The following is a 17752-nucleotide window of genomic DNA, read 5'->3' as shown; positions in this document are numbered from 1 at the left end:
TAAACGACATTCGAAACATCTCGTCATCTATCAAAAAGATACATCACCAACGTTCGAATGGTTGTATAACCAACCCAGTAAACCAGATCTAAACCCAGCAAACCAGCCAATCATACAATAATCACGCACCAATCAACCCAGAACTCTCGCCCCAAGCTACCAGCACGCCCCAACCACCACAGACATCAACGCAACACTCGCTCTCGCAAGCATCACCCCAATACCCAGGCAGCCAAACGCCACCAACGTATCCCTTCCTAGCCTATTCACAAACCTCAAAGAACAAAAAGACGGGACCAGAGATCCCGTCGAAACTTCGAAACCGACCGTGACATCCGACGTCACCGCCGATGGCCAAGAGATATGACAATCGCGTGTCGCCGTCAACCCCTCATCGCACACCAATCCTGAAACCAGGCGACGAAACGCGGCACGCCATCGCGCAGGCTGGTTTTCGGCGAAAAACCGGCCAATTCGGCCAACGCTGCGATGTCGGCGCAGGTCTCCACCGGATCAGCGGCAGGGCGTGGTTGATCGGTGATGAGGGCGCGGCGGCCTAAAGCGGCTTCCAGCGCGGCCACCAAATCCGTGACCAATTCCGCCCGGTGATTGCCGATATTGAACAGCCGATGCTCGCCGTCGACTGCCGGCGGATGATCGATCACCCCAAGTAAACCTTCAATAATATCATCGATATAGGTGAAATCTCGCTTGAGCGTGCCGCCATCATAGAGCGTGATCGGCTGCCCGGCGGTGATGGCTTCGGCGAAGCCGAAATAGGCCATGTCCGGCCGGCCCCACGGCCCATAGACCGTGAAAAATCGCAACCCTGTCTGGCGTAAACCGAATTGATGGGCATAGGCGACGCTCATCATCTCATCGGCGCGTTTGGTGGCGGCATAGAGCGATAGCGGATGATCCGCCCGCGCGGCCTCGCTGTAAGGCAGCGCCGAACCTGCGCCATAAACCGAGGAGGAGCTGGCATAAACCAAATGCCGCAGACCCGGCATGTGGCGGGCGAGTTCGAGGATCGACAAATGACCGGTCATGTTGGACGCGGCATAGGCAAACGGGGCCTCGATCGAGTAGCGCACCCCGGCCTGGGCGGCGAGATGCACAATCACCTCGACCGGCCCGATGGCGGCCCGCAATGACGCATGATCCGCAATATCGAGCTGAACGAATGAAAAGCGGGGATCAAGCGCGAGTTGCGCCAGCCGTGCTTGCTTGAGCCGAACATCATAATACGGGTTCAGATCATCAACGCCGATGACCGTGGTGCCGCGATCAAGCAAGGCTTTGGCGGTGTGAAACCCGATGAAGCCAGCAGCGCCGGTCACCAGCACTCTCATGGTGCTGACCCGGTCAGGCGATCTTCGACCAATTCCAGAATGATGTGCCCCAGGGTGATATGGCATTCTTGAATGCGCATGGTTTCGGTATCCGGCACGATCAATGCGTGATCGCACCAAGCCCGCGCCGGACCGCCATCGCCGCCGAGGAGGCCGACCGTGGTGATGCCGAGCTGGCGGGCGGTTTGCAAAGCACGCAGAATATTCGCGGATCGACCGGAGGTGGTGATGGCGAACAATACATCGCCCGCCTGCCCCAGACCTTGCAACGGTCGTGCAAATATCTCATCGAAGCCAAAATCATTACCCGCCGCTGTCAGCATGGTCGGATCGAGCGTCAGGGCCAGGGCCGGCCAGGAATTGCGCGCCACAGTGCCGCGCAGGCGGATCAACAGTTCAGTCGCCAGATGCTGGGCATCCGCCGCAGAACCGCCATTGCCGCAAAACATCAGCTTATGCCCCGCCGCAATGGCCTGGGTGCAGCGCTCAACCACGGCGATGATCGGCGCCGGATCGCTGGCCAAGGCTGTTTTCAACGCAGCTGATCGCCGGAGAGATTCCTGGATGCGGTTGATTTCTCGCATAATTGCGCCCTTCATGCGGTCACGAGGGGCCGGTCTAGCATTGCCGATAAAAATGGACCAGCGATCGCGGATGATCGCTGGTCCTGAGTAACGCGATGACGGGGAGATCATCGCGCCGAGATCGATCGTCGCGGACGAATTACGGCATCAGCACGCGATTAATCACCTGAATCACGCCGTTTGACTGTTTCACGTTGTAAATGATGATGTTGGCCGAGCCGCCTTTGGCGTCGGTCACCACGATATTGTGCGGGCCATTCATGGTGAAGGTGAGCGGCGCGCCATTCAGCGTTTTGAGCGTGGCTTTGCCGCCATGGCCGTGGATCAGCGCGGCGAGGGCGCGGAATGTGTAGTCACCCGAGACCACATGATACAGCAAGATCGATTTCAGTTCGGCCTTGTTCGCTGGCTTCAGCAAACTCGGCACGGTGCCTGCGGGTAGCAGGTTGAACGCCTCATTGGTGGGCGCAAACACGGTGAACGGGCCTTTGCCTTCGAGGGCGGTGACCAGTCCGGCGGCTTTCACCGCAGCGACCAGCGTGGTGTTGTCCTTCGAGTTCACCGCGTTTTGCACGATGTTCTTGGTGGGATACATCGGCGCTCCGCCGACCATGACGGTGCCGGACATCGCCGCCGCCGCGGTGCCCGCAAAGCCGAACATGATCGTTGCGGCCAAGAGTGCGCGCTTGATTGTCATAGAAAAACTCCTGAATTTTTGGATGTTAACGGTTGGTATCGGGATTACCGCCAACCGCGCGCATCGGATGCGCGAACGATCCAATCACCCAGGCGTTTGGGATCACGTTACCGTGATTAGCTGCGATAGGCTCCGTTGATATCGACATAGCCATGCGTCAGATCGCAGCCCCAAACCTGCGCGCGACCGCGCCCGAGGCCTAGATCGACGGCGATGCGGATTTCCGATCCGCGCATATGAGCGACCACCGGCGTTTCGTCATATCCGGCGACAATCTGACCATCGCGCGCCATCCAGACCCCGCCAATCGCCACCGCCAGCCGGTCACGGTCCGCCGGTTCGCCGGCTTTGCCCACCGCCATGACAATCCGGCCCCAATTGGCATCCTCGCCAGCAATTGCGGTTTTCACCAAGGGGGAATTGGCAATCGCGAGACCGATGCGCCGGGCGGACCGGGCGGAGACGGCGCCGGTGACGGTGATGTCGATCAGCTTTTTCGCGCCCTCGCCATCGCGCACCACCGCTTGCGCCAGATCATGCAGCACCGCCTTCAGCGCATTGCGAAAGCTGGCCAGGCCGCTCATGTCCTGCACCGGCGGATGCGCGGCCTGGCCGGTGGCGAACAATAATAGAGTGTCCGAGGTGGAGGTGTCGGAATCAACGGTGATGCAGTTGAAACTCGGCTCGACGCCGGATTTGAGCAACGTTTGCAAAATCGGCGCAGGGATTGCCGCGTCGGTCACCACGAAGGCCAGCATCGTCGCCATATCGGGCGCGATCATGCCGCTGCCTTTAGCGATGCCGCTGATCCGCACCTCCACACCGCCAATGCGCGCAACCCGGGTGGCCCCTTTGGGGAATGTATCGGTGGTCATGATCGCGCGGGCGGCTTGATCCCAATGATCCGCATCCAGCCGCCCGGCCAGTTCGCTCATCACCGCGACCATCCGCTCGGCGGGCATCGGCTCGCCGATTACGCCGGTGGACGCGGTAAAGACATCCTCAGGCGCGCAGCCCAAGGCGCGCGCCGCCGCCTCAGCAGTGCTGCGCACCGCGTTCATGCCGGCAACACCATTGAAAACATTGGCATTTCCCGCGTTGATCAATAGGCCCCGCGCCTGCCCGGCGGGCAGAATTTGTCGACACCAAACCACTGGCGCGCCGGGGCATTGATTGCGGGTAAACACCCCGGCCACGGTGGTGCCGGGCGCGAATTCTGCCAACATCACATCCGTGCGGCCCCGATAGCGAATGCCCGCTGCCGCCGTGGCGAACCGGACGCCGGCGATTGGCGGTAAGTTCGGAAACGCGACCGCCAAGGGCGAGATCGGCAGAGGACCCGCCATGGCGGATTATTTCGGTGCCGTTGGCGTGGCACCCGGCGCGGGCGTGGCGGTGATCGGCGTGCCATCCGGGTTGAACATGCTGATTTTCGCGCTGGCCCGGGCGTTCGCCATGGTTTTGTTGATCCATTGCTCGGCCAATTTGCGCTTGATCGTGCTTTCCACATCGGCCAGGGCGGGCACCGGCTTGAGCCGCTTGCCCTCAGACAGGATCACGTGCCAGCCGAACGAGGATTGCACCGGGGTTTTGGTGTAAGTGCCCGGCTTGAGCGCGAAGGCCGCATCGGCAAACGGCTTGACCATGTCGTTGCGGGTGAACCAGCCAAGTTCGCCGCCATCCTTGCTCTGGGGGTTATATTTGGCCGCGAGGGCGGCGAATTTCGCGCCGTCCTTGAGCTTGGCGATCACTTTCTCAGCCTGCGCCTTGGTTTTGAGCAGAATTTGGCTCGCTTTAACTTCGTGCGGCTGTTTTTTATCGACGTAATGGGTTTTGTAATAAGCGTTGACCGCCGCATCGGTCAGATGAGGCTCGACTTGCGCGCGTAAATAGGCGGTCTCTAGGACCCGATTCTCGGCATGTTTGACGGCGACCTCGACATCTTTTTGCTTGGCGATATCGGTTTTGCGCGCCTGCACGAGCAAAGCGCGCTCTTCGATCAGCCGGTTGAGCAAAACCGGGTAGAGTTGCTGCGGAGGCGCATTCTGCAATTGCGGCGGCAAGGCTTGCGCCGCGTGCGCGACATCGGCGAGGTGAATGGCATGACCATCGACAGTTGCCACCACCGGATTTTTGGCGATGACCTGCTTGGCCGCCGCCGCCTGGGCGCTGGTGCCCAACTTGGCGTCCGGCTTGGCGTTCGGTTTGGCCATTGGCGCGGTCGTCGCTGCGGGTTGGGCCGCCGGGTCCGCGCTCGCGAGGCCGGTCACGGCACCTAACGCGATCAGAGAAAGCAGACCAGTCATCAGAAAGGGGGCAGAACGCGACATCGTCATCCTCGAAATCCGGGGTGATTTTCCGGCCACGCAGCCTCGGCGTGACCCATGGAACTCCCGGGAATCCGGGCGGGCGCACCATGCCGCAAGCTTTCGCGCATCGCAAGCGCTGGGCGCTGGAGAGCCTTCGGAACCGACAGATCGCCGCCATTTCGACGCCAAACACCGCCGCTTCATTGACCCGCCGCCGCCGCCCCCCTATTTCAACTGTTTAAACGGTTGGGCGGCAACGCTCAGCCACCCTTGCGGAATGCCGCTTCACCGGAATCGCTGTATCGGAACTGACCTATCATGTTCGCTCGCGTCGCTCGCCTTATCATCGGCACCTCCAATGACCGTCTGCTGAAAACCTTCCAGCGGCGCGTCACCGCGATCAATGCGCTGGAACCGACCATTCAAAAACTATCCGACAGTGAATTGGCCGGTCAGACTGCGTCATTGCGCGCCAAGCTTGCCGCCGGCGCCACGCTTGATGATATTCTGCCCGAGGCCTTCGCCACCTGCCGTGAAGCGGCGCGGCGGGCCATTGGCCTGCGGCATTTCGATGTGCAGCTCCTCGGCGCGATGGTTCTGCATGAAGGCAAGATCGCTGAAATGAAAACCGGCGAGGGCAAAACCCTCGTCGCGACCCTCGCCGCCTATTTGAACGCCTTATCAGGCAAGGGCGTGCATGTGGTGACGGTGAATGATTATCTCGCCCGGCGCGATGCCGAATGGATGGGCCAAGTCTATGGCTTCCTCGGCCTGACCACCGGCGTGATTGTGCCGAACCTTGAGGATGACGAGCGCCGCGCTGCCTATGCGTCCGACATTACCTACGGCACCAATAACGAATTCGGCTTTGATTATTTGCGCGACAATATGAAATATGCGCTCAGCGACATGGTGCAGCGCGATTTCAATTTCGCCATCGTCGATGAAGTCGATAGTATTTTGATCGATGAGGCGCGCACCCCGCTGATCATCTCCGGCCCGTCCGATGAGCCGACCGATTTATACGCCAAGGTTGACGCGGTGGTGAAAATCCTCGCCGCCGACCCCGCGCATTACGACAAAGATGAAAAGCTCAAAACCGTCAATCTAACCGAGATTGGCACCGAGCGGGTCGAGCAAATGTTGGCCGATGCCGGATTGCTCACCGAGGGCAATCTCTATGACGTGTTCAATGTGTCGCTGGTGCATCATGTGCAGCAGAGTTTGCGCGCCCATACGTTATTTGCCCGCGATGTCGATTACATCGTCAAAAATGGTCAGGTCATCATTATCGATGAGTTCACCGGGCGGATGATGGATGGGCGGCGCTATTCCGATGGCCTGCATCAAGCGCTGGAGGCCAAGGAGCATGTTACCGTCGAGCGTGAGAACCAAACCCTCGCCTCGATCACCTTCCAGAATTATTTCCGCCTCTATCCGAAATTATCGGGCATGACCGGCACGGCGTTGACCGAAGCCGACGAGTTCGACGAAATCTACAAGCTCGGCGTGGTCGAAATCCCGACCAATGTGCCGGTGCGGCGCGATGATCAGGACGATCAGGTGTTTCGCTCTGCCGATGAAAAATATCAGGCGGTGGCCAAATTGATTAATGAATGCCGCGAACGGGGCCAGCCCGTGCTGGTTGGCACCACCTCGATTGAGAAATCCGAATTGCTCTCCAATCTGCTCAAACAAAGCAATGTGGCCCATAATGTGCTGAATGCCCGGTTTCATGAGCAGGAAGCCTCGATCGTCGCGAACGCGGGCGCGCCGGGCGCCGTGACCATTGCCACCAACATGGCCGGGCGCGGCACTGATATTAAACTAGGTGGCAATTTGGAGGTGCGGCTCAAGCTTGAGCTGGAAGGGCTGGAAGGCGAAGCCCGCGCGCACCGCGAAGCCGAGATCCGCGCTGAAATCGATGCGGCGCATGAGGCGGTCAAAGCCTCCGGCGGTCTGTTCGTGATTGGTACGGAGCGCCATGAAAGCCGACGCGTGGATAATCAGTTGCGAGGCCGCTCAGGCCGGCAGGGCGATCCTGGTGCGTCGCTGTTCTTCCTGTCGCTCGATGATGATTTGATGCGCATTTTCGGCTCTGAACGCATGGGCCCGATGCTGGAGCGGCTGGGCCTGCAAAATGGCGAAGCGATTGTGCATCCCTGGATCAACAAAGCGCTGGAAAAGGCTCAAAAAAAGGTTGAGGCGCGCAATTTCGACACCCGCAAAAATCTGTTGAAATATGATAATGTGATGAACGACCAGCGCCGCGAAGTTTATGCGCAGCGCCGCGAATTCATGCGTGCGGACGATGTTTCGGATATTTTCGCGGAAATGCGTGCCGATGTGATCAGCGCCATCGTTGAACGGCGGATTCCGGCCAAGGCCTATGCCGAGCAATGGCAGAGTGGCGAACTCGCCGAGGATGTGCAGCGTATTTTCAATCTTGCGCTGCCGATTGAAGCCTGGGCCGCCGAAGAGGGCATCGATGAAAGCCATTTGCGCGAGCGCATCGCTGAGGCGGTTGATGCGCATATGGCGGCCAAAACCGAGTCGTTTGGCGCCGAGCTGAGCCGGGTGATCGAAAAATCAATTTTGCTGCAAACGCTCGATCATCTCTGGAAAGAACATCTGCTCGCCCTCGATCATTTGCGTCAGGGCATCGTGCTGCGCGCCTATGGCCAGCGTGATCCGCTGAACGAATATAAGCGCGAGGCCTTCATCCTGTTCACCGCCATGCTCGATGAGTTGAAGGAACAGGTCTGCATGGCTCTCGCCCATGTCGAACTTGGCACCGAGCCGGAGGCAGCACCGGCCCCGTTCGATCCGGCCTATATGATGACCTCGCATCCGCAAACCGCGCCCTATGGCGGTGATTTGCTGCTGGCCGACTCCGCCGTGATGACAGCACCGGAGGGTCCGGCGACGAATTTCACCAGCTACCGCGCCGATGCGGTTGATCCCAACAGGCCAGAAACCTGGGCTGCGACACCGCGCAACGCGCCCTGCCCATGCGGTTCGGGCAAGAAATACAAGCACTGCCACGGCAAAGCATAATCAGGCACAGACGGCGCTGGCAAAAACCCGTCCGAGTGCCTATATCCCCGCTATGGAGAACGGTGCAAAATTCAGGATCAGCGACGCGGCGGCCAAGCAAGTTGCTGCTATCGCGGCGGGGGCGGCGTTGCGGGTCGAAGTGCTGGCCGGTGGCTGCAACGGGTTTCAGTATAAGTTCGACCTGACCAATGCGGTAAGCGATGAAGACATCGTGGTGGATCGCGATGGGGCGCGGGTGGTGATTGATCCGACGAGCCTAGAGCTGCTCGCCGGCGCCGAACTTGACTATAAAGACACGCTGATGGGGTCCTATTTCGCGGTGCAAAACCCGAATGCGAAAACCTCCTGCGGCTGCGGCACATCCTTCTCGGTCGATTAAGCCTGCTTTGACCCTCATCGCCACCTGGAACGTCAACTCAATCCGCAGCCGGGCGACTCATGTGGCGGACTGGCTGGGCCGTAACCAGCCGGACCTGTTGCTCCTGCAGGAACTTAAATGCGAGGCGCATCAATTTCCCCATGAGGCGCTGGCCGACACCTCCTATCACGCCACCATCCATGGCCAAAAATCCTATAACGGGGTCGCGATCCTGGCGCGCGAACCCGTGACGCTGCGCCGCAACGCGCTGCCGGGCCGCGCTGAGGATGGGCAATCGCGCTATCTGGAAATTGGCTTTCGCAACCTGGTGATCGGCAATCTCTATTTGCCCAACGGCAATTCCGGCGGCGAGGCGGGCTATCAGGACAAGCTCGACTGGATGGCGGCGCTACGCCGCCACGCGGCTGATTTGCTGGCCGAGGAGCAGGATTTCGCCCTGATCGGCGATTATAATGTGTGCCCCACCGATGCCGATTTCGCCAAAGGCGCGCTGAGCGCCACGGACGCGCTGGTGCGCCCGCAAACCCGTGCGGCGTTCCGGGCGCTGCTCTGGCTCGGCCTGACCGATGCGGTGCGCGCCCTGCACCCGAACGACACACTCTATACATTTTGGGATTATCAAGCCGGTGCCTGGCCGCGCAACCAGGGGCTCCGCATCGATCACGCGCTGCTCTCGCCGCGCCTTGCTGAACGGCTGAGCGCCGCGGTGATCGACCGGGCCGAACGCGACCGGGAAAAACCCTCCGACCACGTGCCGGTGCTGATCACCCTCGCCGACTAAAACTTGATTGATCTAATCAATATCCGGCGGCATATCGAACACCGCATAGGCCCGGCCATTTTCATCGCGCGCCTTCAGCAGCATATCGGGGCGGTGATTAATCCCCGAATAATGCGTAATCAGCGAGCGGCGCGGCATATCGGATTTGCGCCGCGACCCGCGATGCATCAACCGGCTATGCCAGATCAACACATCGCCCTTCTGCCCGAGAAACGGCACCACCGGCAGACCTGATTGGGCAATTTGTTCCTCGATCGCCGGGGTCACGAACCGTTCGGCATATGAGGGCCATTGGTTAATCCCGGTTGCCGGTTCGCGCCGTTCGCGCTCTTCATCGGTCAAAAACGCACGAATTTTCTCGCCGCGCAGCAAGCCCCAGCGATGCGATCCTGGCAGATATTCGAACGGCCCGCTTTCGGGATCGATATCCTCAAGCGCGATCCACACCGCCGCATACCAGGTATTGACGAAATCCGGGTTCAGGTAATCATCCTGATGCCATTCGCGTTGGGTGCTGACCCAGCCGGTCAGGGCCAGATGAAAAATCATCTCCTCGCCGATCAGCGACGCCAACATATCCATCAGCGGCGGATACAGCGCCACCGCGCGCAATTCCGGCACGCCGAGATAACAATGCCCGTGCAACCAGCCAACTTTGTTGTCACGAGTGCCGGGCCGATAAGCGGCGCGGCGCGCAATATAGGCATCGAGCAGATCATCGGGGATGAATTTGCGCTTGAGCACCACCCCATCGCGGACCCAGGCACGCTGATCCTCGTTTAGCCCTGCCGGGTCCAGCGTGGCGCGGTCGAGCGGTGGCAATTCCGCCTCATCGGGAAACGCGACCAAATCGGCAAACCGCACCATATCCATTGCTCCGCCCTCCATCGACCTTGGTTAGCGCACCATCAGACTTTGCGCCACCGCCTCGGCCGCCTTGATCCCATCGACCCCCGCCGACAAAATCCCGCCCGCATAACCTGCCCCTTCGCCAGCCGGGAACAGGCCGATCGTGTTCAAACTCTGGCCATCAGCCCCCCTGGTGATCCGGATCGGCGCGGAGGTGCGGGTTTCAACGCCGGTCAACACCGCATCCGCCCGGTCAAATCCGGGGATCATCCGCCCAAATGCCGGCAGCGCCTCGCGCATTGCCGTGACCACGAAATCAGGCAGGCACGGTGCCAAATCAGTCAGCGTCACGCCGGGCCGATAGGATGGAATAATCTCACCAAAGGCGCTCGAAGCCCGCTGAGCCAGAAAATCCCCCAATAATTGCCCCGGTGCGCGGTAATTTTCGCCGCCGGCGACAAAAGCGCGGGCTTCCAGGGCGCGCTGAAACGCAACACCGGCCAACACATCCTCCGTGCCGCCATAATCCGCGGGATCGATATTCACCACCATACCGGCATTGGCGTTGCGTTCATTGCGCGAATATTGGCTCATCCCGTTGGTCACGACATGGCCCGGCTCGGACGTTGCGGCGACCACGGTGCCGCCGGGGCACATGCAAAAACTATAGACCGCTCGGCCATTGCTGGCGTGGTGGACCAGCTTGTAATCCGCTGCGCCCAGCAGCTTGTGTCCGGCAAATTGGCCAAACCGCGCTTGGTCGATCAATGATTGCGGATGCTCGATTCGCACGCCCACGGCAAAGGGTTTCGCATCTAAATGCACGCCCCGCGCGCGCAGCATGGCAAAACTATCCCGCGCCGAATGGCCAATCGCCAGCACCACATGATCGGTTGCGATCATGGTGCCATCGGCCAGCACCACCCCGCGCAAGCGCCTTTGTCCCGCCGCCGGTTCAATCACCAAATCCGTCACTCGGGCGCCGAAGCGATATTCACCGCCCAGCTTTTCGATGGTCGCGCGCATGGTCTCGACCATGCCGACCAGCCGGAACGTGCCGATATGCGGGTGCGCGACCGTGAGAATTTCCTCGGGCGCGCCGGCGGCGACAAATTCGGTCAGCACTTTGCGGCCCAAATGGCGCGGATCGCTGATCTGGCTGTATAATTTGCCGTCCGAAAACGTCCCGGCCCCGCCCTCGCCAAATTGCGCATTCGATTCCGGGTTCAGCACACCGCGCCGCCATAATCCCCACGTGTCGGCGGTGCGTTCGCGCACCATTTTGCCGCGCTCCAGAATAATTGGCCGCAACCCGGCCTGCGCCAACACCAAGGCCGCGAACAAGCCGCACGGCCCGGTGCCGATTACCACCGGGCGCGCGGGCGGTTGCGCGACCTTCGGCACCCGATACGCCATATCCGGCGCGACCCCGGTATGACGATGCTCAGCCGGTGTTATCCCTGCCGCCAATTCGACATCGATGGTGTAGGTCAGCTTGATTGCGGCCTTGCGCCGCGCATCGACCGCACGGCGAAACACCACCATGCGGCGCAATTGCGCATCAGCCACGCCGAGCCGCTCCAACACTGCCGCCCGCAGCGCCTCGGGCGGATGATCGAGCGGCAATCGAATTTCGGTTAATCGCACCATGGCCGCGCTATAGCCCGGCTGTGGCGCGCTTGCCATCCGTCATGCCAGCGGCCACAAGTCGGCCATGGCTCCTCCCGTGCTCATGTTGCAAGATATTCGCCTCTCCCTCGGTGCCGCGCCGCTGCTGGACCAAGCGACCATTGGCGTTGCCCCCGGCGAGCGCATCTGCCTGGTTGGCCGCAACGGCTCGGGCAAATCCACCTTGCTGCGCATTGCCGCTGGCACGATCAGCGCCGATCGCGGCACGCGCTTTCTGCAGCCCGGCGCCACGCTGCGTTATCTGCCGCAGGAGCCGGACCTGACCGGCTTTGCCACCGTGCTCGATTATGTGTTGGACGGGCTGGACGCGGAAACCGACGGCCATCGCGCGCGTGGCCTGATCGATCAGCTCGGCCTGACCGGCGCCGAAGACACGAGACATCTCTCTGGTGGTGAAGCGCGCCGCGCGGCCATTGCCCGGGTGCTGGCCCCTGCCCCCGATATCTTGCTGCTCGATGAGCCGACCAATCATCTTGATCTCCCGGCGATTGAATGGCTCGAAGCCGAATTGCGCCAATCGCGCGCCGGCATTGTGCTGATCAGCCATGATCGTCGCTTGCTGGAACGGGTCTCGCGCAGCATCGTCTGGCTGGATCGGGGCCGCACCAATCGGATTGATCGCGGCTTCGCCCATTTCGAAAGCTGGCGTGACGAGGTGATTGAGCAAGAAGCACGCGACGCGCAAAAGCTCAGCCGCGAGATTGTGCGCGAGGAAGATTGGATGCGCTATGGCGTTACCGCCCGGCGCAAGCGCAATGTGCGTCGGGTGGCCGAGCTGGCTGCTCTGCGCGAGCGCAAACGCACCGAGCAGCGCGCCTCCGCCACCCTCAAAGTGAATAGCAGCAGCGCAGCCCTGTCCGGCAAGATCGTGTTTGATGCCGAGCGCATCAGCAAAAGCTTTGGCGAGCAAGTGATTATTCGCGATCTGTCGCTCCGCGTTCTGCGCGGCGACCGGCTCGGCATTGTCGGGCCAAACGGCGCTGGTAAATCCACCTTGCTCAAGCTGCTCACCGGGCTGCAAACGCCCGATCAGGGCCAGATCACCATCGGCACCAATCTCACCATCGCGACGCTCGATCAGCAGCGCGCGGCGCTCGATCCGGCCAAAACCCTGGCCGAAACCCTAACCGGCGGGCGCAGCGATCAGGTGGAGGTCGGCGGTTCATTTCGCCATGTGATTGGCTATATGAAGGATTTTCTGTTTCGCCCGGAACAGGCGCGCACGCCGGTCGGTGCGTTATCGGGGGGTGAGCGCGGGCGATTGCTGCTCGCTGCGATTCTCGCCCAACCCTCCAACCTGCTGATCCTTGATGAGCCCACCAATGATCTCGATCTGGAAACGCTGGATGTCTTGCAGGAAATGCTGAGCGATTACGCGGGCACGATTTTGCTGGTTAGCCATGATCGTGATTTTCTCGACCGTATCGCCACATCCACCCTCGCCGCCGAAGGCCAAGGGCGCTGGATTGAATATGCCGGCGGCTATAGCGACATGTTAGCCCAGCGCGGCCACAGCACTGAGCCGCCCGCCGCCAAAACCAAAGCCGCGAACAGCCCGCGCCCGGTGGCCCATCAGGGCGGATTTTCCTTTAAAGACCGCCACCAATTAAAAACACTAGAAGCCGAAATTGCCGCTCTGCACACCGACATTGCCGCCCGTGAAGCGATTCTCGCGGACCCGGAACTTTTTCTGAAAAATCCGAAAAAATTCGCGAGCACCACGGAAAAACTCGCCCGCCAACGCGAGGCTTTGGCGAAGGCCGAAGAACAATGGTTAGAGCTGGAACTCCGGCGCGAAGCCAGTGCTGGTTAGAGCTGGCGCTGGTTAGAGCTCGCGCAAAAATCCGGCGATCTCCGCAATCGCCGCATCCGCTTGCGGCACCAAACGGCCCATTGTTAAAAACCCGTGGATTTGCCCAGTAAATCGCCGAAACATCACCGGCACCCCTTCTGCGACCATGCGCATGCCATAGGCTTCGCCCTCATCGCGCAACGGATCGAAGCCGGCAGTAATCACCAAGGCGCGCGGCAAGTCCGCCAAGCGCGCCACTTGGTTCGGCGAGGCCCGCCAATCCGCGCGGTCCGCATCGCTATTCAAATAATGCCCCCGGAAATACTGCATCACCGCCTGGGTCAGCATATATCCATCGCGGAATTGCCGATGGCTCTCGGTTTCCGCCGTCATATCGGCGGAGGCATAAATCAAGACCTGTCCTGCCAGTTTTGGCCCCGCTTGATCGCGCGCTGCGATTGCCACCACCGATGCCAAATTACCCCCGGCGCTATCGCCGCCGACGGCAATTCGCTGCGGATCGATGCCGAGCGATGCGGCCTGCGCGCAAATCCACGCCGTTGCGGCAATGGCGTCATCCACCGCGGCTGGAAATTTATGCTCAGGCGCTAACCGGTAATCAACAGCGATCACCACCGCACCTGATAATTGGGCGATCTGCCGGCAGGCGACATCATGGGTTTCCAAATCACCGATCACCCAGCCGCCGCCGTGAAAATAAATCAGCCCGGCGCGCGCGGTGTTGTCAGTGCCATCGCGATAGAGCCGCAAAGGAATGGGGCCAGCCGGCCCCGGTGCGGTGAAATCACGAATTTCAGTGAGTGCAGGTGCTGGCGGGTTGAACACCATCCGCGCGCGTAAATATCCCTCCCGCGCCTCCGAAGGCGAAAGGCGATCTGTGGTCGGCGCATTGCTCAGCCGCACCAACTCCAAAACGGTCGCCGCTGACGGATCAAGCTTGTTCATTACCGCTCCTTCACTAATTGTTTATTGGTGATTGGCTGTTAGGTCAGCACGCCATCACGCAGCACGACTTGCCGGTCCATCCTGGCCGCAAGTTCAGGATTATGGGTGGCAATCAACGCGGCCACTTTCTGATCGCGCACCACCCGCAATAATTCTTCAAACACCACATTGGACGTGCCAACATCCAAATTGCCGGTCGGCTCATCGGCGAGCAGCAGCGCAGGCCGATTTGCCAAGGCCCGCGCAATCGCGACGCGCTGGCGCTCACCGCCCGATAATTTTCCAGGTAGATGCTGCAAGCGTGACGACAGGCCAAAGGCGCTGAGCAAGTCTGCCGCCCGGTCTGCCGCATCCTTGCGGGCAACTCCGGCAATTTGCTGAGGCAGCATCACGTTTTCCTGCGCGGTAAACTCCATCAGCAAATGATGGGCTTGATAGACAAAACCGATTTTCTCGCGGCGCAGCCGGGTGCGTTCGGAATCAGACAGGCTGCGGGTCGGCAAGCCGGTAATGGCAACCTCGCCGGAATCGGGCCGATCCAACAAGCCAGCCACATGCAGCAAGGTTGATTTTCCCGCACCCGATGGTGCCACCAGCGCCACAATCTCGCCCGCCTGCAAACGCAGCGCCGCACCGCGCAAAATTTGCAACACAGCGCCTTCTTCGCGATAGGTTTTTACCAGATCAGTAAGCCGCAACGCCTCATTCATGGCGCAACGCCTCAATCGGGTCGGTGCGGGCGGCGCGCCAACTTGGATATAATGTGGCTAGAAACGACAGCAGGATCGCGAGCAACACCACCTCAGTCACCTGCGACCATTCAAGCTTGGCCGGCAGCGATTCTAAATAATACACCGTTGGATTAAATAACTGGGTTCCGGTGATCGATTGAATCGCTTGGCGGATTTGCTCGATATAGGCGCAAAACACCACCCCCAAACCAAAGCCGATCAGCGTACCAATAACCCCCACCGAGGCCCCAACGATGAAAAATATCCGCATCACGGCGCCGGATGTCGCCCCCATCGTCCGCAAAATCGCAATATCCCCCGATTTATCCTTGACCATCATGATCATCGACGACACCACGTTGAACGCGGCCACCACAATAATCAGTGTCAAAATCAAAAACATCACGTTACGCTCGACATTCACCGCCGCAAAAAACGCATTATTACTGTCCTGCCAATCAACGATGTTGATTTTCTGCCCCGGCAGGGCGCTAAAAATCGCTTGTCGGATTGCGGCATCATGATCGGGGTTGCGCACTGTGACCTGAAATTGCGTCACTGCATCCGGCGGCACGCGGAATAAGGTTTGTGCCGCATGCAGTGGCAAAAACATAAAGCTCGAATCATATTGCGCCATGCCGGTCTGGAATATCGCACCCACCGTGAAACTTTCGATGCGCGGGATGGTGCCAATAATCGTTGCGTTGCCTTGCGGCAAAATTAAGGTGATCGTGCCCCCCACGCTGAGGCCCAACTGGCTGGCAATCCCATCGCCAATCGCGACCGATTGCCCGTGGAAATTCGCCAATGAACCCGCCGTCAAATGCCGCGAGACGGTGCGCAGCGCCATCAATCCCGGCGCCTCGATCCCGCGCGCCACCCCGCCAATCGCCCCGCCATGCGGGCCGGTGATCAACACCTCGCCTTGGACAATCGGCGTTGCCATGATCACACCGGGGATTTTTTGAATCCGCCCGGCCATCGCGTCATAGCGGGTGATCGGCGCGCCCGCACCGAACACGCCAATATCACCATTCAGACCCAGAATTTGCGCGAGCAATTCCTGCCGAAACCCATTCATCACGCTCATCACGATGATCAGCGTGGCCACACCAAGGGCGATGCCGATCAGCGAAAAAATCGCAATGATCGAGACGAATCGCTCGCCCTTGCGCGCGCGCAAATAGCGAAACGCCACATGCCGCTCAAATGCGGAAAACATCAGGACAAAACTCGGGCGATAGCATCCGCAATCGACAATTCGCTCCGCTCGCCGCTGTCACGCCGTTTCAACTCCACCTGCTGCGACGCGGCACCACGCGGCCCGACAATAATTTGCCACGGGTGGCCTAACAAATCGGCATCCGCAAATTTCTCACCCGCCCGGGCGGGCCGATCATCATATAGAGCCTGATCGCCCAAATCGTGCTCACTGAGGCGGGCGTAAATCTGCTCGCATAATCCATCCGTTACCGCATCGCCCTGGCGCAAATTCAAAATCGCCGCCCGGAACGGTGCGACGGTATCGGGCCAGATAATCCCGGCTTGGTCATGGCTCGCCTCGATAATCGCGCCCGCAAGCCGCGAGACGCCAATGCCGTAGCTGCCCATTTCCGGATGGATTTTCGCCCCGTCCGGCCCGACCACGGTGAAACCCATCGCTTCGCTATATTTGGTGCCAAAGTAGAAAATCTGACCCACTTCAATCCCGCGCCCTTCGCGCCGACGCGGTTCGGGCACCTGCGCCCAAAGAGCCGCATCGAATTTCTCTTCGGTTGCCGCATACTTCGTTGTGCTTCCGACATATGCAGCGTCAATGTGAGCTTTGTTATACGTCCAGTCCTCTAGGAAACTCCTATTTGATACGTTTCCGTAATCAAGGTCGCTATCGTAAAAAACTTTGCTCTCGCCGGTGGGTGCCAGAATATGAAATTCATGCGACAAATCCCCGCCAATCGGCCCGGTATCGGCGCGCATCGGAATTGCGCTCACCCCAAGACGCTGGAAGGTGCGCATATAGGCCAGCATCATCCGCCGATAGCTCGCCACCGCCCCGGCCTGATCCTGATCGAAACTATAACCATCCTTCATCAGGAATTCGCGCCCGCGCAGCACACCAAAACGGGGCCGCACCTCGTCCCGAAATTTCCACTGCACATGATACAGCATTTGCGGCAAATCCCGGTAGGATTGCACATTATCGCGCATCAGCGCGGTGATCATTTCCTCATTGGTCGGGCCATACAACATTTCGCGATCATGCCGGTCGCGAATGCGCAGCATTTCCGGCCCATACGCATCATAGCGGCCACTCTCGCGCCATAAATCGGCGGATTGAATGGTTGGCATCAAAATTTCCTGCACCCCGGCGCGATTTTGCTCATCGCGCACAATCGCCGCGATCCGGCTCAGCACGCGCTGACCGAGCGGCAGCCAGGCGTAAATCCCGGCGGCTTGCTGGCGGATCATCCCCGCGCGCAGCATCAGCCGATGCGAGACAATCTGCGCTTCGGCCGGGTTTTCCTTGAGGGTGGGGATCAGCGAGCGGGTCAAGCGCATGGTCTAT

The 17752-nt window shown here is 60.1% G+C and carries 15 protein-coding genes; 4 read left to right on the top strand and 11 right to left on the bottom strand.

Features of this window, described 5'->3' with window-relative positions; genetic code table 11:
- Window positions 1-383 precede the first annotated feature (383 nt).
- From ACYUCQ_RS14565 to ACYUCQ_RS14545, 5 genes are all read right to left on the bottom strand, one after another.
- On the bottom strand, window positions 384-1352 hold the full coding sequence (locus ACYUCQ_RS14565) for an NAD-dependent epimerase/dehydratase family protein (RefSeq protein ID WP_460255278.1): 969 nt from the start codon (window positions 1350-1352) through the stop codon (window positions 384-386).
- A complete protein-coding gene (locus ACYUCQ_RS14560) occupies window positions 1349-1936 on the bottom strand; it encodes a D-sedoheptulose-7-phosphate isomerase (RefSeq protein ID WP_460255277.1) in 588 nt (195 codons plus the stop codon). The genes ACYUCQ_RS14565 and ACYUCQ_RS14560 overlap by 4 nt, the downstream gene beginning before the upstream one ends.
- Before the next feature lie 139 nt (window positions 1937-2075).
- Window positions 2076-2633: a fasciclin domain-containing protein gene (locus tag ACYUCQ_RS14555; protein WP_460255276.1), complete on the bottom strand. Its 558-nt coding sequence runs from the start codon at window positions 2631-2633 to the stop codon at window positions 2076-2078.
- A gap of 116 nt (window positions 2634-2749) precedes the next feature.
- Window positions 2750-3979, bottom strand: coding sequence for a bifunctional glutamate N-acetyltransferase/amino-acid acetyltransferase ArgJ (argJ, locus tag ACYUCQ_RS14550; protein WP_460255275.1), 1230 nt, complete (start codon window positions 3977-3979; stop codon window positions 2750-2752).
- 6 nt (window positions 3980-3985) lie between these two features.
- A complete protein-coding gene (locus ACYUCQ_RS14545; protein ID WP_460255274.1) occupies window positions 3986-4963 on the bottom strand; it encodes a peptidylprolyl isomerase in 978 nt (325 codons plus the stop codon).
- A gap of 297 nt (window positions 4964-5260) precedes the next feature.
- Between ACYUCQ_RS14545 and secA the strand changes: the two genes are divergently transcribed.
- Genes secA through ACYUCQ_RS14530 form a run of 3 tightly spaced genes read left to right on the top strand, consistent with a single transcriptional unit; the run spans window position 5261 to window position 9159 of the window.
- Window positions 5261-7999: a preprotein translocase subunit SecA gene (gene secA, locus ACYUCQ_RS14540; protein WP_460255273.1), complete on the top strand. Its 2739-nt coding sequence runs from the start codon at window positions 5261-5263 to the stop codon at window positions 7997-7999.
- 52 nt (window positions 8000-8051) lie between these two features.
- Complete coding sequence (locus ACYUCQ_RS14535; RefSeq protein ID WP_460255272.1) at window positions 8052-8378, top strand: HesB/IscA family protein; 327 nt, start codon at window positions 8052-8054, stop codon at window positions 8376-8378.
- A gap of 7 nt (window positions 8379-8385) precedes the next feature.
- Window positions 8386-9159: an exodeoxyribonuclease III gene (locus ACYUCQ_RS14530; RefSeq protein ID WP_460255271.1), complete on the top strand. Its 774-nt coding sequence runs from the start codon at window positions 8386-8388 to the stop codon at window positions 9157-9159.
- 12 nt (window positions 9160-9171) lie between these two features.
- Here ACYUCQ_RS14530 and ACYUCQ_RS14525 read toward each other — a convergent pair whose 3' ends face one another.
- Window positions 9172-10032, bottom strand: coding sequence for a phytanoyl-CoA dioxygenase family protein (locus ACYUCQ_RS14525; protein WP_460255270.1), 861 nt, complete (start codon window positions 10030-10032; stop codon window positions 9172-9174).
- A gap of 24 nt (window positions 10033-10056) precedes the next feature.
- Window positions 10057-11658, bottom strand: a complete 1602-nt coding sequence (locus ACYUCQ_RS14520; protein WP_460255269.1) for an NAD(P)/FAD-dependent oxidoreductase — start codon at window positions 11656-11658, stop codon at window positions 10057-10059.
- A 64-nt stretch (window positions 11659-11722) separates the two neighbouring features.
- Between ACYUCQ_RS14520 and ACYUCQ_RS14515 the strand changes: the two genes are divergently transcribed.
- A complete protein-coding gene (locus ACYUCQ_RS14515; protein ID WP_460255268.1) occupies window positions 11723-13510 on the top strand; it encodes an ABC-F family ATP-binding cassette domain-containing protein in 1788 nt (595 codons plus the stop codon).
- A 12-nt stretch (window positions 13511-13522) separates the two neighbouring features.
- On the opposite strand, the gene ACYUCQ_RS14510 is transcribed toward ACYUCQ_RS14515, so the two are convergent.
- The 4 genes from ACYUCQ_RS14510 to proS are packed head-to-tail and all read right to left on the bottom strand — an operon-like array spanning window position 13523 to window position 17745.
- Window positions 13523-14455, bottom strand: a complete 933-nt coding sequence (locus tag ACYUCQ_RS14510) for an alpha/beta hydrolase (protein ID WP_460255267.1) — start codon at window positions 14453-14455, stop codon at window positions 13523-13525.
- A 38-nt stretch (window positions 14456-14493) separates the two neighbouring features.
- Window positions 14494-15165: an ABC transporter ATP-binding protein gene (locus ACYUCQ_RS14505; protein WP_460255266.1), complete on the bottom strand. Its 672-nt coding sequence runs from the start codon at window positions 15163-15165 to the stop codon at window positions 14494-14496.
- The gene (locus ACYUCQ_RS14500) at window positions 15158-16408 is read right to left on the bottom strand and encodes a lipoprotein-releasing ABC transporter permease subunit (protein WP_460255265.1); all 1251 of its coding nucleotides are present in this window, start codon (window positions 16406-16408) and stop codon (window positions 15158-15160) included. Before ACYUCQ_RS14500 ends, ACYUCQ_RS14505 begins: the two co-directional genes overlap by 8 nt.
- Window positions 16408-17745: a proline--tRNA ligase gene (gene proS / locus ACYUCQ_RS14495; RefSeq protein WP_460255264.1), complete on the bottom strand. Its 1338-nt coding sequence runs from the start codon at window positions 17743-17745 to the stop codon at window positions 16408-16410. The genes ACYUCQ_RS14500 and proS overlap by 1 nt, the downstream gene beginning before the upstream one ends.
- Between the last annotated feature and the right edge of the window lie 7 nt (window positions 17746-17752).

The organism is Acidiphilium sp. MT5 (genome assembly GCF_054767495.1).
The sequence above is the reverse complement of the archived record's forward strand: the minus strand, read 5'-3'. Positions and strand labels throughout refer to the sequence as shown.

Bases quoted from the DNA above. Each gene is read 5' to 3' on its own strand.
- ACYUCQ_RS14500 (WP_460255265.1), bottom strand. From the start codon at position 16,408: ATGTTTTCCGCATTTGAGCGGCATGTGGCGTTTCGCTATTTGCGCGCG.
- argJ (WP_460255275.1), bottom strand. From the start codon at position 3,979: ATGGCGGGTCCTCTGCCGATCTCGCCCTTGGCGGTCGCGTTTCCGAAC.
- ACYUCQ_RS14565 (WP_460255278.1), bottom strand. From the start codon at position 1,352: ATGAGAGTGCTGGTGACCGGCGCTGCTGGCTTCATCGGGTTTCACACC.
- ACYUCQ_RS14545 (WP_460255274.1), bottom strand. From the start codon at position 4,963: ATGTCGCGTTCTGCCCCCTTTCTGATGACTGGTCTGCTTTCTCTGATC.
- ACYUCQ_RS14555 (WP_460255276.1), bottom strand. From the start codon at position 2,633: ATGACAATCAAGCGCGCACTCTTGGCCGCAACGATCATGTTCGGCTTT.
- proS (WP_460255264.1), bottom strand. From the start codon at position 17,745: ATGCGCTTGACCCGCTCGCTGATCCCCACCCTCAAGGAAAACCCGGCC.
- ACYUCQ_RS14525 (WP_460255270.1), bottom strand. From the start codon at position 10,032: ATGGATATGGTGCGGTTTGCCGATTTGGTCGCGTTTCCCGATGAGGCG.
- ACYUCQ_RS14560 (WP_460255277.1), bottom strand. From the start codon at position 1,936: ATGCGAGAAATCAACCGCATCCAGGAATCTCTCCGGCGATCAGCTGCG.
- secA (WP_460255273.1), top strand. From the start codon at position 5,261: ATGTTCGCTCGCGTCGCTCGCCTTATCATCGGCACCTCCAATGACCGT.
- ACYUCQ_RS14515 (WP_460255268.1), top strand. From the start codon at position 11,723: ATGGCTCCTCCCGTGCTCATGTTGCAAGATATTCGCCTCTCCCTCGGT.
- ACYUCQ_RS14520 (WP_460255269.1), bottom strand. From the start codon at position 11,658: ATGGTGCGATTAACCGAAATTCGATTGCCGCTCGATCATCCGCCCGAG.
- ACYUCQ_RS14510 (WP_460255267.1), bottom strand. From the start codon at position 14,455: ATGAACAAGCTTGATCCGTCAGCGGCGACCGTTTTGGAGTTGGTGCGG.
- ACYUCQ_RS14505 (WP_460255266.1), bottom strand. From the start codon at position 15,165: ATGAATGAGGCGTTGCGGCTTACTGATCTGGTAAAAACCTATCGCGAA.
- ACYUCQ_RS14535 (WP_460255272.1), top strand. From the start codon at position 8,052: ATGGAGAACGGTGCAAAATTCAGGATCAGCGACGCGGCGGCCAAGCAA.